Source organism: Aeromonas sp. QDB54 (genome assembly GCF_027707385.1).
GTDB classification, from domain to species: domain Bacteria; phylum Pseudomonadota; class Gammaproteobacteria; order Enterobacterales; family Aeromonadaceae; genus Aeromonas; species Aeromonas hydrophila.
In genome coordinates this window covers 81,468-107,335 of sequence record NZ_JAPCIT010000018.1, presented here as the reverse complement: position 1 = coordinate 107,335, position 25,868 = coordinate 81,468, and the positions used below count along the sequence as shown (strand labels likewise).

The window sequence follows — 25,868 nt, the reverse complement described above, 5'->3', positions numbered from 1 at the left end:
GTGTCGTTGTACTCGTTGGCACAAGTTAACCCCTATGCAAGATAAACAACTCTCTACCGAGGAACTGATCGCACAGGATGTGGGGGCGCGTCTGCCGCTCGGCATCATGGGTGGGTGCATCACCACCCTGGCGCTCGCCTGGTCGCTGTTCCAGCTCTGGATCGCCTCGCCGCTGCCCTTCATGCTGGGCTTCGGCGTACTCAATGACACCGAGACCCGTGCCATTCACCTCACCTTCGCCCTGCTGCTGGCCTATCTGGTGTTCCCGGCCTTTCGCCGCTCGCCGCGCGACCGGGTGCCGCTCGGCGATCTGGCGCTCGGGCTGGTGGCCGCCGGCGCCGCTTCCTATCTGTTCGTGATGTACGAGGCGCTGGCCCAGCGGCCGGGCAACCTCACCACCGCCGATCTGGTGACTGCCTGCATCGGCATCCCGCTGCTGCTGGAGGCCGCCCGCCGCGCCTTGGGGCCGGCCCTGGCGGTGATCGCCCTGGTATTTCTCGCCTACAGCCTGGCGGGGCCCTGGATGCCGGGCCTGCTGGCCCACCGCGGGGTGAGCTTCACCGCGCTGGCCAACCACCAGTGGATCACTACTGAGGGGGTGTTCGGCATCGCCCTCGGCGTTTCCACCAGCTTCGTGTTCCTGTTCGTGCTGTTCGGTGCCCTGCTGGAGCGGGCCGGTGCCGGCCACTACTTCATCCAGCTCGCCTTCAGCCTGCTCGGCCACCTGCGCGGTGGCCCGGCCAAGGCGGCGGTGGTGGCCTCCGGCCTGACCGGCCTCATCTCCGGCTCCTCCATCGCCAACGTAGTGACCACCGGTACCTTTACCATTCCCATGATGAAGAAGGTGGGGTTCAGCTCGGAGAAGGCGGGGGCGGTGGAAGTGGCCTCCTCGGTTAACGGCCAGATCATGCCGCCGGTGATGGGGGCTGCGGCCTTTCTGATGGTGGAGTACGTGGGCATTCCCTACGTCGAGATCATCAAGCACGCCTTCCTGCCGGCGACCATCTCCTACATAGCGCTGCTCTACATCGTCCATCTGGAGGCGCTCAAGCTCGGCATGCAGCCCATCGGCGACCATCAGCCCAAGCCCTGGCTGCGCCGGTTGACCGGCTTTGCCTTTGGCGCCGCCCTGATCAGCGGGCTGTCGATGGCGGTCTACTACGGCCTGGGCTGGCTCAAGCCGGCGCTGGGCGACTATGCCCTGCCCGGTATCGCCCTGCTGCTGGCTGCCACCTATCTGGGGCTGCTGAAGATTGCCGCCAGCAATGAGCCGCTGGCGGCGGAGGATCCGGACAAGCCGCTGACCGAGCTGCCCAACACCCGTACCGTGCTGCTCTCCGGCCTGCACTTCCTGCTGCCGGTGGTGGTGCTGGTGTGGTGCCTGATGGTGGAACGGCTCTCGCCCGGGCTGTCGGCCTTCTGGGGCACCGTGATGCTGGTGATCATACTGCTGACCCAGCGCCCGCTGCTTAACTGGCTGCGCAGCGATGGCCGTCACGATTACGGCTCCCTGCAGGACGGCTTGATCGATCTGCGAGAGGGGCTGGTGGCCGGTGCCCGCAACATGATCGGCATCGGCATCGCCACTGCCACGGCGGGGATCATCGTCGGTGCTGTCTCCCAGACCGGGGTTGGTCTGGTGCTGGCGGATCTGGTGGAGATGCTCTCCATGGGCAACCTGCTGCTGATGCTGCTGCTGACCGCCTTGCTGAGCCTCATCCTCGGCATGGGGCTGCCCACCACCGCCAACTACATAGTGGTCTCGAGCCTGCTGGCGCCGGTGGTGGTGACGCTCGGGCAGCAGAACGGGCTGATCGTGCCGCTCATCGCGGTGCATCTGTTCGTGTTCTACTTCGGCATCATGGCCGATGTGACGCCGCCGGTGGGGCTCGCCTCGTTCGCGGCGGCGGCCGTCTCCAAGGGTGATCCCATCAAGACCGGCATCACCGCCTTCTACTACAGCCTGCGGACCGCGGCGCTGCCGTTCCTGTTCATCTTCAACACCGACCTGCTGCTGATCGACGTGGACTTTGCCCACGGGGTGCTGATCTTCATGGTGGCCACCGTTGCCATGCTGATCTTCGCCGCCGCCACCCAGGGTCATTTCCTGGTGAAGAGTCGCTGGTACGAGAGCGTGCTGCTGTTGCTGGTGGCCTTCACCCTGTTCCGCCCCGGTTTCTGGATGGACATGGTGCACGATCCCTATCGCGAGACGCCGCCGGCCCAGCTGGCCCAGACCCTGGGCGAAGTGGAGGCGGAGAGCACCCTGCGGCTGCGGATCCAGGGTGAGGATGCGGTGGGCAAGCTGCGTCAGTCGACCGTGCTGCTGGCGGTGCCGGCAGGGGAGGATGGGGAAGCCCGCCTCGCCAGCCTGGGGCTCGCGCTCTATGAGCAGGATGGCAAGACCCTGATCGACAGCGTCACCTTCGGCAGTCCGGCAGCGGCAGCCGGCATGGAGTTTGATCAGGAGATCCTGGTGGTCAAGGCCCCCACCGAGCGCTGGCGCAAGGAGCTGATGTGGCTGCCCGGCTTCCTGCTGTTTGCGCTGATCGTCTGGCTGCAACGGCGCCGGGTGGTGCGAGCATAAGCAGGGTCAATAAAAACGGCGCCATCATGGCGCCGTTTTCATGTTCCCCGCTGGGGGGCTTATTCTTGCGGATCCTGCTCCTGCAGCAGGTTCAGGGTCTGTTGTTCCACCTGGCTCAGGCCAAGCTGCTCGCAGGCTTGCTCGAAGCTGATGCCAAGGCGGCACATCATGATATCCATCACCGGGAGGGATTATTCCTGCGGCTCCTGCTCCTGCAGCAGGCTCAGGGTCTGTTGTTCCACCTGGCTCAGGCCCAGCTGTTCGCAGGCTTGCTCGAAGCTGATGCCAAGGTGGCACATCATGATATCGATAGCGGGCAGATAGTTTTTCATTGCGTCTTCCATGGTGATCCTCCGGACCCGTCCCTTATGCCCGAACAGGGTGGGCGGGACAATTAGACTTTAGGCGTAGACTGCTCGTTTGCTGAGCGCCTCTGCCACTGGGCGGGGGAATTTGTTACTCTGCTTGTCAGCAAGAAGATGTTGCCGTATGACTGCGAGCAACACGTGAGGAGCAGGGCATGTTATTGAGTTTCTTGATCATCGCATCGGGCTGGTGGCACATTCGTGCGGCCTATGGCTCAGACTCCCGTCAGTTCTACATCAGCAAGCCATTGACCATGCTGCTCATCATAGCGCTGGCCTTCGGCTATCAGAGCTATGACCACGACGGTTCCCACGCCTGGATCCTGCTCGGTCTCTGCCTGTCGCTGGCCGGTGACGTGCTGCTGATGTTGCCGAGCGACCGCTTCATCCAGGGGCTGGCGGCGTTTTTTGTCGCGCACCTCTGCTACATCGTCGGCTTCGCCCAGGGGCCGCTGGTGCTGAATCTGGTGGATGGCCTGCTGTTGCTGCTGGTGGCCGGCATGGTGTTCGGCCTGCTGTGGGGCAAGCTGGGGGAGATGAAGGTGCCCGTGTTCTGCTACATGCTGGTGATCATCGGCATGGCCTGGGTCGCCGCCGGCGCCTGGCATGCCTCCCTCACCGCCGGCAGTGCCGCCGCCCTGGTGGGGGCGCTGATGTTCCTCTTCTCCGACAGCATGCTGGCGCTGGACCGCTTCCGCCGTCCCTTCCCCCATGCTACCGCCTGGGTGATGACCAGCTACTTCGCCGCCCAGTTTCTGATTGCCGCCTCGCTGGCGGGGTGACTGTGGCTGAGTTGTCCCCTCGCCAAGGGGCGTGTGCAGACAAAAAAACGGGCCCTCAGGCCCGTTTTGCTATGCCATTCCCACCGTTTTTCACGCCTCGAGCGGTTCGGCATCGGCTGCCCTGGGGGCGGGCTGCTTGAGCAGCAGCATCAGGCCGCTGGCGAGCAGCAGGAAGATGCCCATCACGAAGAACACCTGGTTGTAGGCCATGATGGCCGCCTCCCGGCTGATGGTGTTCGACAGCATGGCCTGGGCCTGCTGACGGGCCAGTTCGGGGCCGGAGCCCTGCGCCATCATGGTCTGGGCCAGCTGCAGCAGGTAGCTCTGCCCCTCTATGCTGCTGGCGGCCAGGGTACTGCTGATCTGGCTGATATGGATGCGGGTGTCGTTGTCGATCAGGGTGGCGATGATGGCGATGCCGAAGGCGCCGCCCAGGTTGCGCAGCACGTTGAGCAGGGTCGAGGAGGAGGGGATCTCGTCGTGGGTCAGGCTGGCGGTCGCCACCAGGGAGAGCGGCACCATGATGAAGGGCTGGCCCAGCGCCCGCACGATGAGCGACTGGATCAGCTGAGGCCCGGCGTAATCCGCGCTCATGTTCATGTTCATGAAGCAGCTGACGGCGAACACCAGAAAGCCGAAGCTCACCAGATAGCGCGGATCTATCTTGTGGGTCAGTCTGGGCACCAGCGGCAGTACCAGCAACTGCGGCAGCCCCATCCACATCAGCACCTCACCGATTTCCAGCGCGTTGTAGTTGTGGATCTGGGTCATGTAGAGCGGTAGCACATAGATGGAACCCATCAGCGCCATGCCGAGCACCAGATAGGCGAAGCAGGCCAGCGCGAAGCGCGGGTTGTGCAGCAGCCGCAGGTTGACCAGCGGGTGGCGCCGCAGCAGCTGGCTGATGACGAAAAACACCAGCGCCACCACCGAGATGACGGTGAGCCGCACGATGAAGCTGGAACCGAACCAGTCCTCCCGGTTGCCCTCTTCCAGCACCACTTCCAACAGGCCCAGTCCCACCGCCATGGTGACGATGCCGATGAGATCCACCCGTTTGATCACCTCCCAGTCCACCGGCTTCTTGTCCAGCCCGTGGGCCAGCATGGCCATCACCAGTAGTCCCGGCGGCACGTTCATGTAGAAGATGTAGTGCCAGGACATCTGCTCGGTCAGCCAGCCGCCCAGGGTCGGCCCGATGGCGGGGGCGAAGGTGGCGCACAGGCCGAACAACGCCATGCCGGTGGCCCGCTTGTGCAGCGGCAGCAGACTGACGATGAGGGAGAAGGCCATCGGGATCAGCGCCCCGCCGGTGAAGCCCTGCAGCGCCCGAAAGACGATCATGCTGGTGAGGTTCCAGCTGAATGAGCAGAGCACGGAGGCGACGATGAAGGCGCCGGTGGTCCACAGCAGGTAGCGCCGCACGCTCAGCCCCCGGCTCAGCCAGCCGCTCAGCGGGATGGCGATCATCTCCGCCACCAGATAGGAGGTGGAGATCCAGGAGCTTTCGCTCAAGGTGGCCGACAGGGCCCCCTGAATGTCCTTCAGGGAGGCGTTGGTGATCTGGATGTCGAGGATGGCCATGAAGGCGCCGATGAGGCCCCCCATGACCGCGATCCAGTTGCGACGCGGGATGGGTTCCATCAGTGGGCCGCGACCACGGGATCAGGGCTGCGGGTGTCGACGATCACCTCGGTGGAGAGGCCCGGCAACAGCTTGCCCGCCAGCGGCCCCGGCTCCGGAATGCGGATCTTGACCGGTACCCGTTGCACGATCTTGGTGAAGTTGCCGGTGGCGTTCTCCGGCGGCAGCAGGGCGAACTTGGCGCCGGTGGCGGGGGCCAGGCTGTCGATGATCCCCTCGACCGGTTGATCCGGATAGGCATCCAGGATCACCTTCACCTTCTGGCCCGGCTGCATGTGGAGCAGCTGGGTTTCCTTGAAGTTGGCCTCGACCCACACCTGTTGCAGCGGCACCAGGCTGGCGACCTGCATGCCAGACTGGACGTAGAGACCCGCACGCAGGCTGCGCTTGCCTATGATGCCATCGGCCGGTGCCCGCAACTCGGTATAGGTCAGCTCAAGTTTGGCCTGCTCCAGCTGGGCGGCGCTCAATGCCAGCCTGGCCTGGTTCTGCTTGGCCTCGGCATCCAGCACCAGCAGCCGTTCACGGGCGGCTTGCAGGGCGGCTTTGGTCTCCTGCTCCTGTGCCAGATTGACCTGCAATCCGGCCCGCACCTCGTCCAGACTGTCCTGCGAGCTGTAGTGGCGCTGGTTGAGCTGGCTGACGCGCTGCACCTGTTGCCGGGCGCGCACCTGCTCGGCGTTGGCAGAGCTGACCTTGGCCTCGGCCTGACGGATCAGGCTCAACTGCTGGGTGCGGGTCGCGGCCAGATTCTCCGCCGTCGCCTGATTGAGGCGCAGGTCGGCTTCGGCCTCGGCCACCTTGGTCTTGTACTCCCGATCGTCCAGCCGGGCGATCAGCTGGCCGGCCTTCACCGCCTGGTTGTCGGTGACCAGCACCTCGCTGATGTAGCCCGGCAGCTTGGAGCCGATGCCGGTCACCTCACTCTGCAGGTAGGCGTTGTCGGTGCTCTCGAAATAGCGGCCATGCAGATACCAGTAACCGGCGAACAGCAGACCGAGCAGGGCCAGCACCATGGCGGCCAGCAGGGGGATCTTCTTGTGTTGACTCATTTTGGGGGGATTCCTGAACTTAAGAGACGCAGGCTAACACCGGCCAACTGTTTCGATTAGTATCCATTTATGAGATATACAGTTTCACTGGTGCAACAATGGATCTGAATGCTGCATTGATTTTAGTGCGGATCGTCGACAAGGGCTCCTTCACCGCGGCCGCCCAGGAGCTGGGCATGACCAAGGCGACGGTGAGCCGGCGCATCGCCGAGCTGGAGCAGCGCCTCGGCGTGCGGCTGCTCTATCGCTCCACCCGCCAGCTCACCCTGACCGAGGCCGGCGAGCAGTACTATCTGCGCTGCAGCAAGGCGGTGGACGAGCTGGCTCAGGCCGAGCTGATGGTGAGCGCCAGCCAGCAGGAGGTGACCGGCACCCTCAAGCTGGCGGTACCCATCGAGGCAGGGCAGCTGGTGGTGGGCAGGCTGGTGGCGGAGTTTTTGCAGGCCTATCCCGGTCTGCAGGTGGAGCTGGAGCTGACCAATCGCATCGTGGATCCCATCAACGAGGGGCTGGATGCGATCGTGCGGATCGGTGACATGAGCGATTCGAACCTGGCGGCGCGGCGGCTGTGGAGCAACGCCCGCCTGATCTGTGCCAGCCCGGCGTACCTGGCGCGCAGCCCCGCCATCACCCATCCCGAGGATCTGGTGCATCATGAGCGGGTGGCGGTGACCAGCGGCTTTCTGGCGTCGCACTGGTGCTTCGAGCGGGATGACAAGGAGGTGCTGGTTGACCCTCCCTCCCGCTTTCGGGTTAATAATATAACCTGTGCCAGAGAGGCGGCGAAGGCTGGGCTGGGGCTCGCCTCCCTGCCTGCCATGCTCTGCCACGAGGAGCTGGCGAGCGGGACCCTGGTGTCCGTTCTGCCCGAGTGGCAGCAGCCCAGGGTACCGATTTACCTGCTGTTTCCGGAGCGGCGGCTGATGCCGCGAAAATTGCGGGTGTTCATCGACTTCATCGTGGCCAAGGGGGCCGACTACGGCATCGATACTCTGCTGTAGCCGGTCAGAGGCGCTGCCGTGGTCACGGCATCGTGAGTGGATCTGAGGGGGAAGACATGGATCACTGGATCAATCTGTATCGGGCTTCCCATTCGCTGGAGGCCCATGCCCTGAAAGGGGCGCTGGAAGTGGAGGGGGTGCCGGTGCGGCTCAATGGCGAGGCGCTGTCGGGCGCCCTGGGCGAACTGCCGGTGGACCTGCTGCAGGTGACCCTGATGGTGCGCGAACAGGATCGCAGCAAGGCAGGGCGGGTCATCGAGCGCTATCAGCAGCGCCAGGGCAACGGCTGGCTGTGTGGTCAATGCGGGGAGGAGAACGGCGCCAACTTCGATGTCTGCTGGCGCTGCCACCACGATCCCCACGAAAATTAATCGCTCGCCCTGCCTCAGCGCAGGGTGAAGTCGATGTCCTCGCCTGCGCTGGCGTCGTGATAGGTCGCCAGATCCAGCTCCCGCTCGCTGCGGGCAATCAACACGGATACCAGAATATCGCCGGAGACGTTGACCGTGGTGCGCGCCATGTCGAGGATCCGGTCGATCCCGGCGATCAGTGCCACCCCTTCCAGCGGCAGTCCCACCGCGGTCAGCGTCAGCGTCAGCAGCATCAGGCCGGTGCCTGGCGTACCCGCCGTACCGATGCTGGCCAGGGTCGCGATGCTGATGATGGTCAGGTAATCCACCATGTGCAGATCCACCCCGAAGGCCTGGGCCACGAACAGGGCCGTTACCCCCTGATAGAGCGCGGTGCCGTCCATGTTGATGGTGGCGCCGATGGGCAGCACCTTGGCGGTGATGGCAGGAGAGACCCCGAGCCGGCGCTCGGCGCAGGCCAGGCTGATGGGCAGGGTGCTGTTGCTGGAGCTGCTGGTGAAGGCCACCGCCTGGGCGTCGACGATGCTCTTGAAGTAGTGCAGAGGATTGAGGCGGGCCAGCAAGATCAGCAGGCTACTGTAGACGCCGAGCACGTGCAGCAGACAGCCGAGGTAGACGGCGCCGATCACCTTGAGCAGCGGCAGCAGCAGGCTCATGCCGTACTTGCCGGTCATCCAGGCCATCAGGGCGCAGACGCCGTAAGGGGCCAGTGCCATCACCATCTGGGTCAGCTTGAACATCCCCTCCGCCAGCGAGGTGAAGAACAGGATGGCGGGGCGGCCGCGCCGACCGGTGGCGTTGAGGGCGAGGGCGAGTGCCACCGCGAACACGATCACCTGCAGGATCTTGCCGTCCACCATGGCCTGTACCGGGTTGCGCGGCACCAGGTGGCTCAGCACGCTGGCCAGGGTGGGGGATTCCGCCATGCCGACCCGCTCATAGGGCCCCATGTTGGCGCCCATGCCGGGCTCCAGCAACCAGCCCATCATCAGGCCGATGCAGATGGCGACCGCGGTGGAGCAGAGGTAGAGGCCGATGGCCTTGCCGGCGATCCGATCGAGGGTCTTGCCCTTGAGCAGCGAGGTGAGGCCGGCGATGACCGAGCAGAAGATGAGGGGCACCATCAGCATCTGGATGGTGTTGACGAACAGCACGCCGATGGGCTTGAGCAGCAACGCCTGCTCGCTGAAACCGGCGCCGAGCCCGATCCCCGTCAGCATGCCGAGCAGGGTCTTCAACCAGAGCGGGCGGCGGGTCCAGATCCGCCAGGGCTTGAAAGCCAGTCCATGGAACAGCATGACGCCAATGTCCTTATATTCGGTCTGCGGTGGCAAAAAGGGGCGTTAGTGTAGCCATCCCCTGCTCAGGTTGCCACATTATCGACAAAGCCGCGGCCATCACCAGTACGGACGCAGGGAAATCGGCAATTTGTTGGCCTATATCAAGGTCGTCGGCAGTGGGGCAGGATTTAATAGGCATCAAATATGTCCATTCAAGAGGTTTGCAATGACTCAATCGGTACACGGTCACGAAGTGATGGAGATGATGCTGGCGCAAGGCGGTCAGTTTACCCGGGCCAGCCTCAAGCAGGCCATCGACGAGCGCTTCGGCGCCGAGGCCCGTTTCCACACCTGCAGCGCCAGCGAGATGGATGCCGAGGCGCTGATCGACTTCCTGGCCAAGCGCGGCAAATTCATCGAATCGGAGCAGGGTTTCCAGACTCACGCCGACAAGATCTGCAACCACGGTTGATCCCCGCCGGCGAGCGCCCGCCGCGCTCGCCGAATCCCGCCGCCTTTGTTATATTTCGCCCTCTTTCCCCCTCCTTTTGTTGAAGGCTTAGCCTGGGCGTTGTATGGACACTTTCTCCGCTGCCGTCATGTTGTTTCTGATCATGGATCCGCTGGGCAACCTGCCGGTCTTCCTGTCGATCCTGCGTCATATCGATCCCAAGCGGCGGCGCAAGGTGATGATGCGGGAGCTGCTGTTTTCACTGGTGATCATGATGGCCTTCCTGTTCGTCGGCCAGCAGATCCTCAATTTCCTCAACCTGCGGCAGGAGGCGGTTAGCATCGCCGGCGGCATCATCCTGTTCCTTATCGCCATCAAGATGATCTTCCCGAGTGAAGGCGGAGTAACCGGGCTGGCTGCGGGTGAGGAGCCCTTCCTGGTGCCTATGGCCATCCCCATGATTGCCGGTCCCTCGATCCTGGCGTCCTTGCTGCTGCTGGCCAACCAGGAGCCGACCCGGATGGCGGACTGGTCGCTGGCGTTGTTGATGGCCTGGGGCGCCAGCGCGGTGATCCTGATGTTCTACGAGGTATTCAACAAGCTGCTGGGTGAGCGAGGACTCACCGCGGTGGAGCGTCTGATGGGCATGCTGCTGGTGATGATCTCGGTGCAGATGCTGCTCGACGGGGTGCACCACTACCTGGCGGTAACCGGTCAGAACTGATCGGCCGACAGGCCAACAGAAAAGACACGGGGCTCGACGAGCCCCGTTTTTTTGCCTGAGATCCGGCGTGGTGACCGTCAGGGTCTTTCGGCCCGGTACTGATATCAGGACGGTTCGGCCGCAGTGGGCTCCAGCTTGCCCATGATGAGGGTCAGCAGGGTTTCCCGCAGCCAGCGGTGGCCCGGATCCTCCTCGTGACGCTGATGCCAGATCAGCAGGTGGGAGATGCTGTCGAGGGCGATGGGCAGCGGCAGCGGTACCAGCGGATAGACCTGGGTGGCGTGACGGGCGTAGAGCCGGGAGAGGGTCACTATCATGTCCGAGTGCATGCCCATCCGCAGCGCCGCCTCGAAGGAGGGCACGGTCGCCTCGATGCGACGATAGAGATCCTGCTCCGCCAGCTTGTGATCCAGCATCCAGCGATCGCGCCCTTCGCAATAGGTCTGCACGTGGGGATAGGCCAGGTAGCGGGTGAGATCCCACTCGGGTTCGTGCAGCGCGGGGTGGTCGTGCTGCACCAGGCAGGTCAGATCGTCGATGGCGAGCAGCCGCTGGCAGATGGCGTTGGGCAGGGTGTCGAGCCGAAAGTCCGAGTTGATGCAGTTCTCCCGCACCGTGAAGGCAATGTCCACCTGGCCCTGGCTCATCTCGGTCAGGCTGTTCTCGGTCCACTCCTCGTAGCGCAGCCGGATGCCGGGGGCCTGTCGTTTCAGCTCGCTCAGGTAGAGCGGGGCGAACAGGGTGAAGGCGCTGTCCATGCTGGCGATGACGAACTCCCGCTCGGTGGTGGTCGGGTCAAAATCCGGTGGCTGGATCAGGTTGTCGAGCGACAGCAGGATGGGCTGCAGTTGCTGCTGCAGGCTGAGAGCGCGGGCGGTGGGTTCCAGCCCGTAGGCCGAGCGCACGAACAGGGGGTCGTCGAAGGTTTCCCGCAGCCGGCCGAGCGCCTTGCTGACGGCAGATTGGCTCAGGTGCAGCCGACGGGCCGCCCGGCTGCCGTTTCGCTCTTCCAGCAATACTTGCAGGATAATCAATAGATTGAGGTCGATACGCCCCAACTGTTCCAGCAACATGATATGAATCCTCTTCAATTCTTAGATGAATTTATACCATTTGTTTTCATATCTAGGCGAATTTATGCTCGAAACGTCTCTCGCCTTCGATGGCGGCTGGTACAGGATGTAGTGGTTGAGGGGACAAGTAGCATCAAGCAATACGGCGACCCTGGGTCGCCGTATTTTTTTGAGTGATTTATTTGCAAACTTGCACCTGTCTTGATTTTGCCCAACAATCTTTGCGCCTTCTTTTGATACAAACAATCGGTATCTATCAGTCAGGAGTATCCCTATGGGACTCGGTGGAATTCATATCTGGCATTTGTTGATCCTGCTCGTCGTCGTGGTCGTGGTGTTTGGCAGCAAACGCCTGGCTGGCGCCGGGGAAGATCTGGGCACCGCCATCAGGGATTTTCGCAAAGCCTTGCGTGACGATGAATCACAGCCGAAATAAGTGGGAGTTGAATGATGTCCGTAGAAGAGAAAGTGGAATTGAACGAGACCTGTGACAGCTGCGGCTGTTTCGCCGAAATTGGTACCATCATCGGCGAAGGTGACGATGTGATGGAGCTGGTGATCGAGGCCGCTGCAGAAGCCGACGCTCGCGCCAAGCTGGCCGCCTACGAGGCGCTGGCCAAGCAGGTCACTGCCGAAGCAACAAGCAGCAGCGAACTGAGTCAGGGCGCCAACGGCGTGATCCTGAAAGCCCGCCTGCAATTCACCTGCACCGCCGAAAAACTCATTTTCGAGATGCGTGCCCGCTCTATCTGAGCCTGCTGATGACACGGCAGGCTTGCCTGCCGTGTTGACCCTTCTGCTGTGGGTCCGCGTTCTATAGTTAGTTATCCCACAGACGGTTTTGCCCGACGCGAGTCGGCCAACAGAAGGCGATCTCATCATGGTTCAGCGCTGGCTCTTCGCCATTTTCCCCACCTTTGTTCGCCACCCGTTTGACGGGATCCCGCTCGCTGCGAAGCAACCGCAGGCGCTTGCATCATGAGGCTGCGCTGGTGCTGGGGTCTGCTCGCTCTGTGTGCGCTGCCGCTGCTGGCGGCGGATCTCAAGCCGCAACGGCTGCCCCAGCCCGGGGATCTCGCCAGCATATTGCAAAAGAAAGAGCTCAGGGCCCTGGTGGTCTATGAGCGGGGCTTCTTCTTCTTCGACAAGGGGGCCCAACACGGCATCCTGGTCAACCAGCTGCAGGGGTTCGAGCGCTGGCTGAATCAGACCTACCTGGCCAAGGAGAAGATCAAACTCAAGATCATCTACATCCCGGTGCGCCAGGACAAGCTGCTGGACTACCTCACCGAGGGGCGGGGGGATCTGGTGGCCGCCAACATGACGGTGACGCCGACCCGGCGCGAACAGGTGACCTTCTCCAACCCGGTGATCGCCCCCATCGAAGAGTGGGTGGTGAGCCAGCACAGCCTGCCGACCTTCAACCGCATTACCCAGCTCTCCGGCCGGCGGGTCTGGGTGCGGGCCAGCTCCAGCTATTACGAGAGCCTGCGCCAGCTCAACTGGCTGTTTCGTGAGCTGGGGCTGCCGCCCATCTATATCGAGACGGTGCCTGAATATCTGCAGGACGGGGATCTGCTGGAGATGGTGGCGGCCGGCATCATACCGCTCACCGTGACCGACAGCTTCAAGGGGCGGATCTGGCTCGGCATGATCAGCGGGCTGCGAGCCCACAAGCTGATCCCGCTGCGAGACAACGGCCGCAGCGCCTGGGCCCTGCGCAACAACAGTCCCGAACTGCTCAAGGCGGTCAACGACTATCTGGCCGATGCCGGCAAGCGCACCCTTTACAGCGACATGGCTCTGCGCCGTCTGCTGGCGCGCAACGACCAGATGAGCAACATACTGGCACCGGATCCGCTGGGCAGGCTGTCGACCATCCGTAAGGTGCTGGAGCAGCAGGCCGACAAGTACCGGCTGGACTGGCTGATGCTGGCAGCGCTGGCCTACAAGGAGTCTGGCCTCAATGCCAATATCCGTTCCGAACGGGGGGCGGTGGGGATCATGCAGCTGTTGCCGAGCACCGGCGGCGAGGTGGGCATTCGCGGTGCCCGGCTTGCCAGTCTGGAGGGCAATGTGGAGGCGGCCTGCCGTTATATGCGGTTGATCCTCGACACCTATTTCAATGATCCCAAGCTGGATGTGCTCAACCGCCACCTGTTTGCGCTGGCGGCCTACAATGCCGGTCCGAACCGGGTGCAGGCGCTCAGGGCCAAGGCCGAGGCCGCCGGGCTGGATCCCAATGTCTGGTTCGGCAACGTGGAGCAGCTGGTGGCCAATGAGGTGGGCCAGGGGCCCATCAACTATGTGAGCACCATCTACAAGTACTATGTGGCCTACCGCTTCAGCCTGCCCCAGCTGGAGGGCAAGGCGGCCGCCATCGAGGCGGTAGCCCAGCCCTGACGTCCTGCTAGTGCGGTTGGGCGGGCGGGGCGAAGGGCTGCCAGGCCTGATCCCTGTGCTGCAGATACCAGGGGGCCAGCTGGCCGCTTGGCGAGGGATCCGGCTCACTGGCCTGCGGTCTGTGACTGATGGCGGGGCGATCCGTGAGTTCCATGGTAAATTCCTTCATCCTGTTGCTACGAGGCCCTTAGCCAGCGTTATGCCATTTCCTCATGACAGGCGGATGACGCCATGATCCCCGCTGAATTCGCCCTGATAGACCAGCCCGAGCTGGCACTCAAGTTGCGCTGCCAGCTGATCCGCGGCGCCAGAAGCCGGATCCAGGCCCAGTACTACAGCTGGGAGGAGGACAGCAGCGGCAAGCTGTTGCTGGCGGAGCTGCTGCATGCCGCCCGGCGCGGAGTGCGGGTGCAGCTGCTCATCGATGACCTCTATGCCGGCGACAACCGTTTCCTGGAGATGGTGGCCCATCAGCCGGGTATCGAGGTGCGCCTGTTCAATCCCTTCTGGTTGCGTGGCTGGCGGCCACTGACCCTGCTGCTGGAAGGGCTGCTCAGCTTTCGCCGCATCAATCACCGCATGCACAACAAGCTGTTGCTGGTGGATGGCAGCCAGGCGGTGATCGGCGGTCGCAACATCGGGGACCGTTACTTCGGGCTCGGTGGGGCGCCCCAGTTCGTCGATCTGGATCTCGCCTGTCGCGGCCTGCTCTGCCAGCAGGCCGAGCAGGGTTTCGATCAATTCTGGCGCAGCCGCTGGAGCCACCCGATCCGCCGTCTGCTGCGGCGCCCGTTGCAGCGGGCCGAGGTGCAGGTGGTGAACGACTTTCTGCTGACGATGAATGAGCCGCAGGTGGCGGCCGTCTACGACCTGCCCGCCAGCCTGTTCGATCCCGAACCCGTCCCCCTGCCCTGGCATGCCGGAGAGGCAGAAGTGTGGTTTGATCGACCCGGCAAGGGGCTGGTGTCTCGACCCACCACCGCACGCCTGCTCTGGCGCAAGCTGGCCGACAACCAAGGCACGCTGAGTCTGGTCACCCCTTATCTCATCCTGACCCGGGGGCTGCGCCGCCGGCTCAGGCAGCAGCGGCAGGCGGGGGTGAACATTGACATTCTGACCAACTCTCTGGCCAGCACGGATGTGCCGCTGGTGTACGGCGCCTATCGCCGTCACCGTCCCTGGCTGATACGGCAGGGTATCGCGCTGTCGGAGCTGGAGGGGGAGTCGCTCAGTCTGCACGCCAAGCTGATCCTGGTGGGGGAGGAGGAGGCGCTGCTCGGCAGCTTCAATCTGGATCCGCGCTCTCTGCTGCTCAACACCGAGCTGGTGCTGCATCTGGCCTGTCCCGCGTTGTGTGCCGAGTTGCAGCAGTGGCTGGCGACCTGGCAGCAGCGCTCTTCCCACTCGGTGGCGGCCCCGCCCTCCACCCTGCGCCGCCTGCTGGCCAGGGTCAGTGACTGGTTACCGCTGCAGCGCTGGTTGTGAGCGGGGCGAGCGTGTGCGAGATCTCGCAAAGCCTTGTGCGCCTTCGAGGATAACGTTTGCCATCCTATGGCGATGAACTGGTTTATCGTATTGTTTTTAATAGAATTGTTTTCTGACTGAAGTTCCATGAAGGGTTGCGACTTGCATACATGGGCGCATAAATCGGTTTTTTATTTTATTTATCTGCGTAATATTTCAACTGCAAGGACAACACGGTGGCTTGCCGCCGTGCGGAAGAGGGTCGTGAAGGGAACTGGCCGACTGGATTGCTCCAGCAGGCACCTGCTTCAGATGGGTAGCGGAAACTCAGGAAGCAGCAGCAGAACCCGACAGGACCGGATTCCAATATGGAACATGCTATTTGCGAGGGGGTGACATGCGAGTGTCACCCCATTTTTTATGGCTGGCTGGCTGCTCCGCGCCCAGAAAAAGACCGCCGATTGGCGGTCTTTTTCTTTGTTCAGCCCGACATTCCAGGGTCAGGCGATGCCTGCCAGCAGTCGGCTCCAGTTGCGTTTGGCGGCGATGAAGGCATCGTGCAGGTTGCGATACTCCAGCTGCAGCTTCAGTTGGTCGTAGCGGGCCAGCGCCTTGCGCTTGCGCTGCTCCAGCAGGCGTTTGCGGCTGGCGTAGTAGTGCTGCAACTGCTGGTTCAGCTTGTCGTACTCCTCCTGCAGCAGGGCCTGCCACAGCTCCCTGTCATCCTGCTTGCGCAGCTTGGCCTGGGCCCGTTTCAGCTGCATCTCCAGCCTGGCCTGTTCGATCCGCTCTTCCGGACAGGCGCGCAGATCCCGGGTCAGCCCGCACCAGGAGGCGCTGCGGATCAGCCACTTGGTGGGATCGAACTGCCACCAGTGGATGCCGTTGCGATAGTCGTTCTCGAACAGGTGATGAAAGTTGTGGTAACCCTCGCCGAAGGTGAAGAAGGCCAGAATGCCGTTGTCCCGTGCGCTGTTGCGGTCGGTGAAGGGCTGGCTGCCCCAGATGTGGGCCAGCGAGTTGATGAAGAAGGTGGTGTTATGAGTCATCACCATGCGCAGCACCCCGGCCAGCAGCAACATGCCGAGCAGATCGCCGTGGATGAGCCCCAGCAGCAGCGGGATGCCGATGTTGGTGGCCAGGGTCAGCGCCAGATAGTGCTTGTGCTGGAAAACGACGATGGGGTTGTTCTGCAGATCCCGCACGTTGCTGTAGTCGTGATAGGTGTCGCCCTGATATTCACGCAGCATCCAGCCGATGTGGGAGTACCAGAAACCGCGTCCTGCACTGTAGGGATCCTGCTGGTTGTCATCCACGTGTCGATGGTGGCGGCGATGGTCGGAAGACCAGTGCAGGGCCGAGTTTTGCAGGGCGAGGGCACCTCCGATGGCGAAGATCCACTGCAGGATCGGGTGGGCCTTGTAGGCCTTGTGGGACCAGAGCCGATGGTAGCCGGCGGTGATGGAGATGCCGCAATAGCAGAACAGCAGCAGGAAGCTGCCCCACTGCCAGAGGTCATAGCCATGGGTCATGCCGTACCAGGGCACGGCGATCAGTGCGGTCAGCCCGGAGAGGGCAAACAGCAGGGTGTTGGTCATGATGATCGGGGGGCGTTCCATCTCACTCGGTTCCTTTCAGCGAACAGCTGTGCGCCATTCTCCATGCAGCCAGAATTCGGGTCAATGGTAAAAAAGTAGGAGACAAACCTGATCCTGGCGCAGCCTTCGGGTTATCATTTGGCCTCGATAACCTGAAGGTGACTGTTTTCGTGGGTATTCGCGCGCAACAAAAAGAAAAAACCCGGCGTACTCTGATCGAGGCGGCGTTCAGCCAACTGTGCGCCAACCGCAGTTTTTCCAACCTCAGCCTGCGGGAAGTGGCGCGGGAGGCCGGCATCGCGCCCACCTCCTTCTATCGTCACTTTCGCGACATGGAGGAGCTGGGACTGACCCTGGTGGATGAAGGCGGCCTGACCCTGCGCCAGCTGATGCGCCAGGCGCGCCAGCGCATCGCCGGGGGCGGCAGCGTCATCAGCACCTCGGTGCAGACCTTCATGGAGTTCGTCGAGAACAATCCGAACATCTTCCGGCTGCTGCTGCGCGAGCGCTCCGGCACTTCGGCGGCATTCCGGCAGGCGGTGGCGCGGGAGATCCAGCACTTCATCGCCGAACTGACCGATTACCTCGAGGCCACCACGGGGGCACCGCGGGAAGAGGCCTACATCCAGGCCGAAGCCATGGTGACCATCGTCTTCAGCGCCGGTGCCGATGCCCTCGACATGACCAGCGAGGAGTGCCGGGCCCTGTCCGATCGCACCATCCGTCAGCTGCGCATGATCGCCATGGGCGCCGAGGTCCAGAACCAGAAGCGCCGTGAACCTCTCTCTTAAGTCAAAGGATGGACAGCTCCATGCATGATCAGAACCCGATCCCGAAGAAACCCCTGCTGCTGGCCCTGCTCATCGGCATCTGTGGTGATGCCTCTCTGACGGTCTTGTCGGAGTCGGTGGTGCCCTTCTCCTTCTTCCCGATGATCGCCCTGGTACTGGCTGCCTATCAGCTCTACCAGCACTACCGTCATGTCTCGCTGGAGGGCAACACACCCGTTTGCATGCTGCTCTGCTTCTTCATCGGCGTGTTCGGCCACTCGGCGCTGGTCAAGGTGCAGTACCCCGAGCTTGGCAGCAACTTCTTCTCGCTGATCATGATGTTGCTGCTGCTGGCGGTGCTCTCCATCAAGCTCGGCATCAGCGTGGGGAAAAAAGAGAAGGAGTGACCAGCACTCCTTCCTGAACCACCATGACAGAGCCGGGATCACCCGGCTTTGTTGTCTGTGCCGCGCTGTTTGGCATCGACGATGTCCTGCAGCCTGGCGCGGATCTCCACCATGCCGAACACCCCGAACACCAGCACTTGGGTGAACTCGAGCCGGCTCACCGCGAAGTAGGGCTTGCAGGCCGCCTTGACCATGCTGGCCTGCACCCAGTGCATCAGGGCCACGATCACGCCGCACACCGGCAGAAAGCCGTTGAGCTTGCCCGGCAGCGGGGCGATCAGGCTGACCAGCACGCCGAACCAGAAGAACAGGATCAGGCCCATCGCCAACAGATTAAACACCCGCTTCATCGTTTACCTCCCGCAGATAGAGTTGATAGCAGACCTGGATTTGATCGACCTGCTTGTCCTTGAGCCGTTGTCCAAATTGACGGGGAGGGGCACCGCGCCCATCTCCCCCCTTTAAACTGCAGCGTCATGCTTGGTGTCTCGCAGATAGAGCTGATAGCAGACCTGATTTGATCGGCCTGCTTGTCCTTGAGCCGTTGTCCAAATTGATGGGGAGGGGCGCCGCGCCCACCTCCCTCTTTTAAACAGCAGCGTCATGCTTGGTGTCTCGTAGATAGAGCTGATAGCAGACCTGGCCTGCCTGTTTGTCCTTGAGTAGTTGCCAGCTGGCCGGCAGCGGCAGATCGGCCATCTCCTTCTCCCGCTCCAGATAGATGAGGGCGTCCGGCGCCAGCCAGCCGCGCTGCTCAAGCAGCTCGCACACCTGAGGCAGCAGTTCGCGGCGAAAGGGGGGATCGAGAAACACCAGATCGAACGGTGTGGCCGGCCCCTGCAGCCAGCTGACGGCATCGGACTGGATCACCTGGCCCTGGCTGCTGCCGAGGGTGGTTAGGTTCTTCTTGATCTGGTCGGCGGCGCCCTTGTCCATCTCGATCAGGGTGACCTGCTCGGCATAGCGCGACAGCGCCTCCAGCCCCAGGCCGCCGCTGCCGGCGAACAGATCCAGACAGCGGGTGCCACGGACATGCGGAGCCAGCCAGTTGAAGATGGTCTCCTTGACGCGATCCGTAGTGGGTCTGAGTCCTTCCACATCCCTGACCGGCAGTTTGCGGCCTCGCCACTGACCGCTGATGATTCTTACAAAGCCCGATTTCCCCTGCGGGGCTGGGCTCTTGCTCGGGCCGTTACGGCTGGATTTCACTCTGGGCATCGCGTTTCGTCGTCAGAAAATAAAGTGGTAGTATAAGGCGGTTCATTTTTATGCCGACCCGCCGAGGGACGGCTATCTTAGCAGTCAGCCTTTGATGTGAGTATTTTTAGATGGCAAAAGGTTTGTTTTCCTGGCTGGGTTTCGGCCGCAAGAAAGAAGAGGCTGAGGCTGTCCAACCACAGACACCGCAAGCCACCCCGATTACCGCTGAGCCCGAGGTCGCTGCTGCCCCCGCTCCCGTTTCCGATCCTACGCCTGCCGTGGCGGCTGAAGTGCCCGCCAGCGCACAGAATTCTGTTTTGCACGATGATTGCTGCCCACCTGCCGAGCTGGACGACCATGGTCCGCTGGTGGTGGAGGAGTGTGCCTCCGATCTGGAGCCGGTGATCGTCAATGAAGCCCTGCTGGCCGAAGAGGAGCGTGCCGCTGCGAAAGCGCAGTCTCAAGAGGCTGCCCGTGTTGCTGCCGAGCTCAAGGCGGCGCAAGAAGTTCGTATTGCCGCCGAAGCCCGCGCTGCAGAAGAGACTCGCATTGCCGCCGAGGCTCGCGCCGTAGAAGAAGCGCGTATTGCCGCCGAGGCCCGTGCCGCAGAAGAGGCTCGCATTGCCGCCGAGGCCCGTGCCGCAGAAGAGGCTCGCATTGCTGCTGAAGCCCTTGCCGCAGAAGAGGCCCGTATTACCGCCGAAGCTCGCGCCGCAGAAGAAGCTCGTGTTGCTGCCGAGGCCCGTGCCGCAAAAGAGGCTCGTATTGCTGCTGAAGCTCAGGCTGCAGAGGAGGCCCGTATTGCCGCCGAAGCCCGTGCTGCGGAAGAGGCGCGTATTGCTGCCGAAGCCCGCGCTACGGAAGAGGCGCGCATTGCTGCCGAAGCCCGCGCTATGGAAGAGGCTCGCATTGCCGCAGAGGCCCGCGCCGCAGAAGAAGCGCGTATTGCTGCCGAGGCCCGTGCCGCAGAAGAAGCTCGTATTGCTGCCGAAGCCCGCGCCGCAGAAGAGGCGCGTATTGCCGCCGAAGCCCAGGCTGCCGAGGAAGTCCGTCTCGCCAAAGAGGCCCAGCGAGCGGAAGATCTGCGCCTGGTCGCCGCGATGGAGGCTGAGGCCGCTGCCCTGGCAGCCCTGCCGCTGGCCGCCAAGGTGGATGACGACACCCAGGAGAAGCCGCAACGGGAGGGTTTCTTCGCCCGCCTCAAGCGCAGTCTGGTGCGTACCCGGGAGAATATCGGCTCCGGTTTCTTCGGCCTGTTCCGTGGCAAGAAGATCGATGACGAGCTGTTTGAAGAGCTGGAGACCCAGCTGCTGACCGCCGATCTCGGCGTCGATACCACCAGCCGCATCATCGAGGGGCTGGTGCAGCATGCGGATCGCAAGCAGCTCAAGGATGCCGAGGCGCTCTACGGCCTGCTCAAGCAGGACATGGGCGAGATGCTGGCCAAGGTCGAGCAGCCACTGGTGATCGACACCAGCAAGAAACCCTACGTGATCCTGATGGTAGGCGTGAACGGTGTCGGCAAGACCACCACCATCGGCAAGCTGGCCAAGCAGTTCCAGGCCGAAGGCAAGAGTGTGATGCTGGCCGCCGGCGATACCTTCCGTGCCGCCGCCGTCGAGCAGCTGCAGGTGTGGGGTCAGCGCAACAACATTCCGGTGATTGCCCAGCACACCGGCGCCGACTCCGCCTCCGTCATTTATGACGCCATCGAGGCAGCCCGCTCCCGTGGCGCCGACGTATTGATCGCCGACACCGCCGGCCGCCTGCAGAACAAGAGCAACCTGATGGAAGAGCTCAAGAAGGTGGTGCGGGTGATGAAGAAGCTGGACGATGCGGCGCCCCACGAGATCATGCTGACTCTGGACGCCGGCACCGGCCAGAACGCCCTGAGCCAGGCCAAGCTGTTCAGCGAGGCGGTGGGCCTGACCGGCATCACCCTCACCAAGCTGGACGGTACTGCCAAGGGCGGTGTCATCTTCGCGGTGGCCGACAAGTTCCAGATCCCGATCCGCTACATCGGGGTGGGCGAGGGGATCGACGATCTGCGTCCGTTCGTCGCCAACGACTTCATCGAGGCGCTTTTCAGTCGCGAGGAGTGATCTCCTTCGCGATGAGCAAGCTCGGGCGCCGCGAGTCGTGCGCCCCCAACCCCGACCCAGGTCGGGGTTGGTCACTGTCAGGGAACCGTTATGATCCGTTTTGACAAGGTCAGCAAGGTCTACAGCGGCGGCCATCAGGCGCTGCAGAAGGTCAGTTTTCACCTGCGCAAGGGGGAGATGGCCTTCCTGACCGGGCACTCGGGTGCAGGCAAGAGTACCCTCCTCAAACTCATCAGCGTGATGGAACGGCCCACCGACGGCCGTGTTTTCTTTCATGGCGACGACGTCAGCCATATCAAGCGGGGGGAGATCCCCTACGTGCGCCGCCAGATCGGCATGATCTTCCAGGATCACCGGCTGCTGATGGACCGCACCGTGTTCGACAACGTGGCGTTGCCGCTGGTGATCGACGGCTACAGCCATGCGGACATCAACAAACGGGTAGCGGCGGCGCTCGACAAGGTCGGGTTGCTCGGCAAGGAACGCTACCAGCCGCGCATGCTCTCCGGCGGTGAACAGCAGCGGGTCGGCATCGCCCGCGCCATCGTCAACAAGCCGCCGCTGCTGCTGGCGGATGAGCCGACCGGCAACCTGGATCCCCAGCTCTCCATGGACATCATGCGACTGTTCGAAGAGTTCAACCGCTTCGGCGTTTCCGTGCTGATTGCCACCCACGATCTGGGGCTGATCGCCCGCATGCGCTATCGCACCCTGACCCTCAAGGCGGGTCGCATGTATTCGGCAGGGGAGGAGCTCTGATGGCTATCGTTCGCCATAAACAGCCACCGCTACGGCGCTTCATGATGTACTGGGTCGACCACGCCCGGCAGGCTTTTTCCAGCCTGGGGGAGCTGTGGCGCAACCCGCTCGCCTCGCTGATGACGCTGGCGGTGCTGGGGGTCAGCCTGGCGCTGCCCTCCTGTTTCCACGTGCTGCTGAAAAACGCCGAGGTGGTGGAGGGCAGCTGGCAGACCAGCTCCCAGATCTCCCTCTATCTGCGCAAGGATCTGCCCGAGCAGAACATCCTCGACATGAAGCAGCGGATCCTGCTCTACCCGGAGGTGGAGTCGGTCACCTACATGAGCCGGGATGAGGCGCTCAAGGAGTTTCGCGAGATCTCCGGGTTTGGCGATGCGCTCGATTACCTCGACAGCAACCCGCTGCCGCCGGTGCTGAGCGTGATCCCGGATCCGCGCTGGCAGAACCCGGAAGGGGCGGCCGAGCTGCTCAACAAGCTCAACAACGAAGACGGGGTGGAACAGGGCAAGCTGGATCTGCAGTGGCTGACCCGGCTGCAGGGGATCATGAACCTGCTGCGTCACACCATCACCGGCATCGCTGTGCTGCTGCTCTCCGCCGTGCTGCTGATCGTCGGCAACACGCTCAGGCTGAATATTCTCAACCAGCGTTCCGAGATCGAGGTGCTCAAGCTGGTGGGGGCGACCGATGCTTTCATTCATCGTCCCTTCCTTTATACCGGCATCTGGTTCGGGGTCATCGGCGGCATGCTGGCCTGGTGGTTGACCGAGGTGATGGTGATCTGGAGCGAGGGGGTGGTGAAGGAGCTGGCCGGCCTCTACAACAGCAACTTCCGGCTGGTGGGGATGGGGGCGGTGGACGGGATCAACCTGATCCTGCTGGGCGCCTTGCTGGGGCTGATTGCCTCCTGGTTTTCGGTCCATCGTCACATTCGCGACATCGAACCGTCCTGATTAATTTATCAGCGTTTTAAAGCGCTGGATTTTGCGACCTGGATCAAGTAAAAGAGTGGCCGTTTCTGGCACGGCCGCCGTTCTGGGAGTAATCTGAACATTGCCGATCTTCGGGATCTTCTCTGGATCCTGTGAACCTTCTGATTTATAAGCAGTCTACAAATGCTGAAGAATTTATACGGGTGTGGCCCCTATGCCTTGCTCGTCTGACTTGGCAAGCATGTGAAGGTTGCGAGCTCCGCAACAATGGACTTAGCATGCTACTTTTCGGGGGTCCTTTATTGTGACCCCCTTTTTTTGACTGTTCATTCATGATTCATCCTGCCGGCCTAAGATAACCCCGGTTCAAACATGTTCAGCATGTTTGATGCAGGCCGCAGAATGGCGTCCGGTCAGTAGACAGGCCCTCTCAGGGTGTTAGACTGATTCGATTGAAAAGTAAGAGGTAGAACATGGGAACTTCATTGCAGCGCACTATGGCTCTGATTCCGCAAGGTAGTCTGGAAGGCTATATCCAGGCAGTAAACTCGATTCCGGTGCTGAGCGCAGAGGAAGAGCGTGAACTGGCTGAGCGTTTGCAGCAGGGTGGCGATCTCGAGGCTGCCCGTCAGCTCGTTATGTCGCACCTGCGCTTTGTCGTTCATGTCGCCAAGAGTTATGCCGGCTACGGTCTGCCCCAGGCCGACCTGGTGCAGGAAGGCAACATCGGCCTGATGAAGGCGGTCAAGCGCTTCGACCCGAGTGTCGGCGTGCGCCTGGTCTCCTTTGCTGTGCACTGGATCAAGGCCGAAATTCACGAATACGTTCTGCGCAACTGGCGCATGGTCAAGGTGGCGACCACCAAGGCCCAGCGCAAGCTGTTCTTCAATCTGCGCAAATCCAAGAAACGTCTGGGCTGGCTGAACCACGAAGAGGTGCAGGCAGTGGCTGCCGACCTCGGCGTCTCCGCCGCCGACGTCACCGAGATGGAAGCGCGCATGAGCAACTACGATCAGGCGTTCGATCTGGTCGGCGATGATGAAGAAGAGGGCGGTTTCGCACCGGTTCACTATCTGGAGGACAAATCCTCCGATCTGGCCGCGACCATCGAGAACGACAACTGGGACGATCACGCGACCCGTCGCCTGAGCTCGGCCCTGGCTACCCTGGACGAGCGCAGCCAGCACATCATCCGTGCCCGCTGGCTCGATGATGACAGCAAGACCACCCTGCAGGAGTTGGCCGATACCTACGGCGTCTCCGCCGAGCGGGTGCGTCAGCTTGAGAAAAACGCCCTCAAGAAGCTGAAAGATGCCATGGAAGCCTGATGCTTCCTCCCACAAAAACAGGGCCTGATGGCCCTGTTTTTGTTTGGCGGGGATCTGGTCGGCCTTGCCTTGGTTACCCTTGTGTATGGTATGTTGCCGCCACTGCCACAGTAGGGAGAGCAGATAGTGAAACTCTTGAACGACTTGTTTACCAACAACCGCGAGTGGGCGGAACGGATCAAGGCCGAGGATCCCGAATTCTTTGCTACCCTCTCCGCCCAGCAGGCCCCCGAATACCTCTGGATCGGCTGCTCCGACAGCCGGGTACCCGCCAACCAGCTGATGGGGCTGCTGCCGGGGGACGTGTTCGTCCACCGCAACGTCGCCAACCTGGTGGTACACACCGACTTCAACTGCCTCTCGGTGCTGCAATACGCGGTCGAGGTGCTCAAGGTGAAGCACATCATCGTCTGCGGCCACTATGGCTGCGGCGGCGTCAAGGCGGCGATGCAGAACCAGGAGCTGGGGCTTATCGACAACTGGCTGCGCAACATCAAGGATGTCTACTTCAAGTATCGCGAGCAGCTGGATGCCATCGAGGATGAGCACGAGCGCTTCGACTACCTGTGCGAGCTGAACGTGGCCGAGCAGGTGGCCAACGTCTGTCACACCACCATCATCCAGAACGCCTGGCGCAAGGGGCAGGAGCTGGCGGTACACGGCTGGATCTACGGCATCAAGGACGGTCTGCTGCACGATCTCGATCTCTGCATCAGCGGGCCCGAGCAGATCCCGGACGTCTATCGCGCCTGGCCGGACATGCGTCCGCCCCACCGCCGTCGCTGAGGAGCATCCCGTTGGCACCGGCCCTCTATCTGCAGATCAAGCAGCACATCCTGGATGGGATCCGCGAACGCCACTATCAGGCGGGCGACCGGATCCCGACCGAGGCAGCCCTGTGCGAGCAGTTCGCCGTGAGCCGGATGACGGTCAACAAGGCGCTGCGCGAGCTGGTGGCCGAGGGCTGGCTGGTGCGCACCGCCGGCTCCGGCAGCTTCGTGGCGGACAGGCGCACCGAATCGCCGCTGCTGGCCATTCGCAATATCGCCGACGAGATCGCCGAGCGGGGCAGCGAGTACAGCGGCCGGGTGATCCGGCTGCAGCGTCAGGCCGCCGACGAGAAGGTGGCGGTGCAGCTGGGCCTGCGGGTCGGCGCCCCCATCTTCCACAGTCTCATCGTCCATCAGGCCGATGGTGAGCCGCTGCAACTGGAAGAGCGCTTTGTCGATGCCGAGCGGCTGCCGGCGTATGGCGAGCAGGATTTTGCCAGCCAGACCCCCAACCGTTATCTGATGGAGGTCTGCCCCCTCTCCGAGATGGAGCACGTGGTGGAGGCGGTGCTGCCAAGTGCCGGCGAAGCCGGCTTGTTACAGGTGCGGGTCGACACCCCCTGCCTGCTGCTGCATCGGCGTACCTGGTCCGATGGTTATCTGGTCTCCTATGCCCGTTTGCTCTCGCCGGGCTCCCGCTACAAGTTGAGCTCCAAGACCAGCCTCAGTTGATTGTATATACATATTGTTTTTGACAAAGCCCGCCTCTGGCGGGCTTTTTTGTGTTTAAGCTCTAATGAACACG

At 62.4% G+C, this 25,868-nt stretch carries 28 protein-coding genes; 18 read left to right on the top strand and 10 right to left on the bottom strand.

The window, feature by feature from the left end; all coding sequences use genetic code 11:
• Positions 1-34: 34 nt before the first annotated feature.
• Entirely contained in the window at positions 35-2,587 is a 2,553-nt protein-coding gene (locus PG881_RS17465) for a TRAP transporter permease (protein ID WP_135320798.1), read from the top strand.
• A gap of 59 nt (positions 2,588-2,646) precedes the next feature.
• On the opposite strand, the gene PG881_RS17460 is transcribed toward PG881_RS17465, so the two are convergent.
• Together PG881_RS17460 and PG881_RS17455 are read right to left on the bottom strand one after the other, a co-directional pair.
• A complete protein-coding gene (locus tag PG881_RS17460) occupies positions 2,647-2,769 on the bottom strand; it encodes a hypothetical protein (RefSeq protein WP_270801687.1) in 123 nt (40 codons plus the stop codon).
• A 9-nt stretch (positions 2,770-2,778) separates the two neighbouring features.
• Complete coding sequence (locus PG881_RS17455; RefSeq protein WP_270801685.1) at positions 2,779-2,919, bottom strand: hypothetical protein; 141 nt, start codon at positions 2,917-2,919, stop codon at positions 2,779-2,781.
• Positions 2,920-3,107: 188 nt separating this feature from the next.
• Here PG881_RS17455 and PG881_RS17450 point away from each other — a divergent pair, with 188 nt between their 5' ends.
• Positions 3,108-3,734: a lysoplasmalogenase gene (locus tag PG881_RS17450; protein WP_011704333.1), complete on the top strand. Its 627-nt coding sequence runs from the start codon at positions 3,108-3,110 to the stop codon at positions 3,732-3,734.
• A gap of 90 nt (positions 3,735-3,824) precedes the next feature.
• Here PG881_RS17450 and PG881_RS17445 read toward each other — a convergent pair whose 3' ends face one another.
• Positions 3,825-5,378, bottom strand: a complete 1,554-nt coding sequence (locus PG881_RS17445; protein WP_270801651.1) for a DHA2 family efflux MFS transporter permease subunit — start codon at positions 5,376-5,378, stop codon at positions 3,825-3,827.
• On the bottom strand, positions 5,378-6,430 hold the full coding sequence (locus PG881_RS17440) for an HlyD family secretion protein (RefSeq protein ID WP_270801649.1): 1,053 nt from the start codon (positions 6,428-6,430) through the stop codon (positions 5,378-5,380). The genes PG881_RS17445 and PG881_RS17440 overlap by 1 nt, the downstream gene beginning before the upstream one ends.
• A 98-nt stretch (positions 6,431-6,528) precedes the next feature.
• Here PG881_RS17440 and PG881_RS17435 point away from each other — a divergent pair, with 98 nt between their 5' ends.
• Both PG881_RS17435 and PG881_RS17430 read left to right on the top strand, forming a co-directional pair.
• Entirely contained in the window at positions 6,529-7,431 is a 903-nt protein-coding gene (locus PG881_RS17435) for a LysR family transcriptional regulator (RefSeq protein WP_011704336.1), read from the top strand.
• A 56-nt stretch (positions 7,432-7,487) separates the two neighbouring features.
• Positions 7,488-7,802 (top strand): putative signal transducing protein, encoded by a 315-nt coding sequence (locus PG881_RS17430; protein WP_011704337.1) that lies wholly within the window; start codon positions 7,488-7,490, stop codon positions 7,800-7,802.
• Between the two features lie 14 nt (positions 7,803-7,816).
• Here PG881_RS17430 and PG881_RS17425 read toward each other — a convergent pair whose 3' ends face one another.
• Positions 7,817-9,100 (bottom strand): dicarboxylate/amino acid:cation symporter, encoded by a 1,284-nt coding sequence (locus PG881_RS17425; RefSeq protein ID WP_026080178.1) that lies wholly within the window; start codon positions 9,098-9,100, stop codon positions 7,817-7,819.
• 208 nt (positions 9,101-9,308) lie between these two features.
• On the opposite strand from PG881_RS17425, the gene PG881_RS17420 reads away from it, so the two are divergent.
• Both PG881_RS17420 and PG881_RS17415 read left to right on the top strand, forming a co-directional pair.
• Positions 9,309-9,554, top strand: a complete 246-nt coding sequence (locus PG881_RS17420) for a YecH family metal-binding protein (RefSeq protein WP_016349130.1) — start codon at positions 9,309-9,311, stop codon at positions 9,552-9,554.
• Positions 9,555-9,657: 103 nt separating this feature from the next.
• Positions 9,658-10,257, top strand: coding sequence for a YhgN family NAAT transporter (locus tag PG881_RS17415; RefSeq protein WP_010635400.1), 600 nt, complete (start codon positions 9,658-9,660; stop codon positions 10,255-10,257).
• A gap of 104 nt (positions 10,258-10,361) precedes the next feature.
• Here the strand turns inward: PG881_RS17415 and PG881_RS17410 are convergent, their stop codons facing one another.
• Positions 10,362-11,330 (bottom strand): LysR substrate-binding domain-containing protein, encoded by a 969-nt coding sequence (locus PG881_RS17410; RefSeq protein ID WP_011704340.1) that lies wholly within the window; start codon positions 11,328-11,330, stop codon positions 10,362-10,364.
• Positions 11,331-11,604: 274 nt separating this feature from the next.
• Between PG881_RS17410 and tatA the strand changes: the two genes are divergently transcribed.
• From tatA to PG881_RS17395, 3 genes are all read left to right on the top strand, one after another.
• Complete coding sequence (gene tatA, locus PG881_RS17405) at positions 11,605-11,766, top strand: twin-arginine translocase TatA/TatE family subunit (RefSeq protein WP_005308036.1); 162 nt, start codon at positions 11,605-11,607, stop codon at positions 11,764-11,766.
• 14 nt (positions 11,767-11,780) lie between these two features.
• Positions 11,781-12,083 (top strand): DUF406 family protein, encoded by a 303-nt coding sequence (locus PG881_RS17400; protein WP_011704341.1) that lies wholly within the window; start codon positions 11,781-11,783, stop codon positions 12,081-12,083.
• 225 nt (positions 12,084-12,308) lie between these two features.
• Complete coding sequence (locus tag PG881_RS17395; RefSeq protein WP_039212845.1) at positions 12,309-13,733, top strand: lytic transglycosylase F; 1,425 nt, start codon at positions 12,309-12,311, stop codon at positions 13,731-13,733.
• Positions 13,734-13,740: 7 nt separating this feature from the next.
• On the opposite strand, the gene PG881_RS17390 is transcribed toward PG881_RS17395, so the two are convergent.
• Positions 13,741-13,887 (bottom strand): hypothetical protein, encoded by a 147-nt coding sequence (locus PG881_RS17390; protein WP_162847499.1) that lies wholly within the window; start codon positions 13,885-13,887, stop codon positions 13,741-13,743.
• 77 nt (positions 13,888-13,964) lie between these two features.
• On the opposite strand from PG881_RS17390, the gene PG881_RS17385 reads away from it, so the two are divergent.
• Complete coding sequence (locus PG881_RS17385; RefSeq protein WP_270801645.1) at positions 13,965-15,218, top strand: phospholipase D family protein; 1,254 nt, start codon at positions 13,965-13,967, stop codon at positions 15,216-15,218.
• 479 nt (positions 15,219-15,697) lie between these two features.
• On the opposite strand, the gene PG881_RS17380 is transcribed toward PG881_RS17385, so the two are convergent.
• Complete coding sequence (locus tag PG881_RS17380) at positions 15,698-16,816, bottom strand: fatty acid desaturase (RefSeq protein WP_270801642.1); 1,119 nt, start codon at positions 16,814-16,816, stop codon at positions 15,698-15,700.
• A 149-nt stretch (positions 16,817-16,965) separates the two neighbouring features.
• On the opposite strand from PG881_RS17380, the gene fabR reads away from it, so the two are divergent.
• Positions 16,966-17,586 (top strand): HTH-type transcriptional repressor FabR, encoded by a 621-nt coding sequence (gene fabR / locus PG881_RS17375; protein WP_005308043.1) that lies wholly within the window; start codon positions 16,966-16,968, stop codon positions 17,584-17,586.
• 20 nt (positions 17,587-17,606) lie between these two features.
• Positions 17,607-17,972 carry a YijD family membrane protein gene (locus tag PG881_RS17370; RefSeq protein ID WP_113995426.1) on the top strand — a complete coding sequence of 122 codons (366 nt, stop codon included), beginning with the start codon at positions 17,607-17,609 and terminating at the stop codon, positions 17,970-17,972.
• A 38-nt stretch (positions 17,973-18,010) separates the two neighbouring features.
• On the opposite strand, the gene PG881_RS17365 is transcribed toward PG881_RS17370, so the two are convergent.
• The gene (locus PG881_RS17365; protein ID WP_270801640.1) at positions 18,011-18,322 is read right to left on the bottom strand and encodes a DUF1145 domain-containing protein; all 312 of its coding nucleotides are present in this window, start codon (positions 18,320-18,322) and stop codon (positions 18,011-18,013) included.
• A 238-nt stretch (positions 18,323-18,560) separates the two neighbouring features.
• A complete protein-coding gene (rsmD, locus tag PG881_RS17360; RefSeq protein ID WP_011704347.1) occupies positions 18,561-19,190 on the bottom strand; it encodes a 16S rRNA (guanine(966)-N(2))-methyltransferase RsmD in 630 nt (209 codons plus the stop codon).
• A gap of 110 nt (positions 19,191-19,300) precedes the next feature.
• On the opposite strand from rsmD, the gene ftsY reads away from it, so the two are divergent.
• From ftsY to hutC, 6 genes are all read left to right on the top strand, one after another.
• Positions 19,301-21,274, top strand: a complete 1,974-nt coding sequence (gene ftsY, locus PG881_RS17355; RefSeq protein WP_270801638.1) for a signal recognition particle-docking protein FtsY — start codon at positions 19,301-19,303, stop codon at positions 21,272-21,274.
• Positions 21,275-21,364: 90 nt separating this feature from the next.
• Complete coding sequence (gene ftsE / locus PG881_RS17350) at positions 21,365-22,033, top strand: cell division ATP-binding protein FtsE (protein WP_011704349.1); 669 nt, start codon at positions 21,365-21,367, stop codon at positions 22,031-22,033.
• The gene (gene ftsX, locus PG881_RS17345; protein WP_011704350.1) at positions 22,033-22,986 is read left to right on the top strand and encodes a permease-like cell division protein FtsX; all 954 of its coding nucleotides are present in this window, start codon (positions 22,033-22,035) and stop codon (positions 22,984-22,986) included. Before ftsE ends, ftsX begins: the two co-directional genes overlap by 1 nt.
• A 452-nt stretch (positions 22,987-23,438) precedes the next feature.
• On the top strand, positions 23,439-24,293 hold the full coding sequence (gene rpoH, locus PG881_RS17340) for an RNA polymerase sigma factor RpoH (RefSeq protein WP_016349143.1): 855 nt from the start codon (positions 23,439-23,441) through the stop codon (positions 24,291-24,293).
• Between the two features lie 126 nt (positions 24,294-24,419).
• On the top strand, positions 24,420-25,079 hold the full coding sequence (gene can / locus PG881_RS17335) for a carbonate dehydratase (protein ID WP_005308055.1): 660 nt from the start codon (positions 24,420-24,422) through the stop codon (positions 25,077-25,079).
• An 11-nt stretch (positions 25,080-25,090) separates the two neighbouring features.
• Complete coding sequence (hutC, locus tag PG881_RS17330; protein ID WP_017408794.1) at positions 25,091-25,795, top strand: histidine utilization repressor; 705 nt, start codon at positions 25,091-25,093, stop codon at positions 25,793-25,795.
• Positions 25,796-25,868 lie beyond the last annotated feature (73 nt).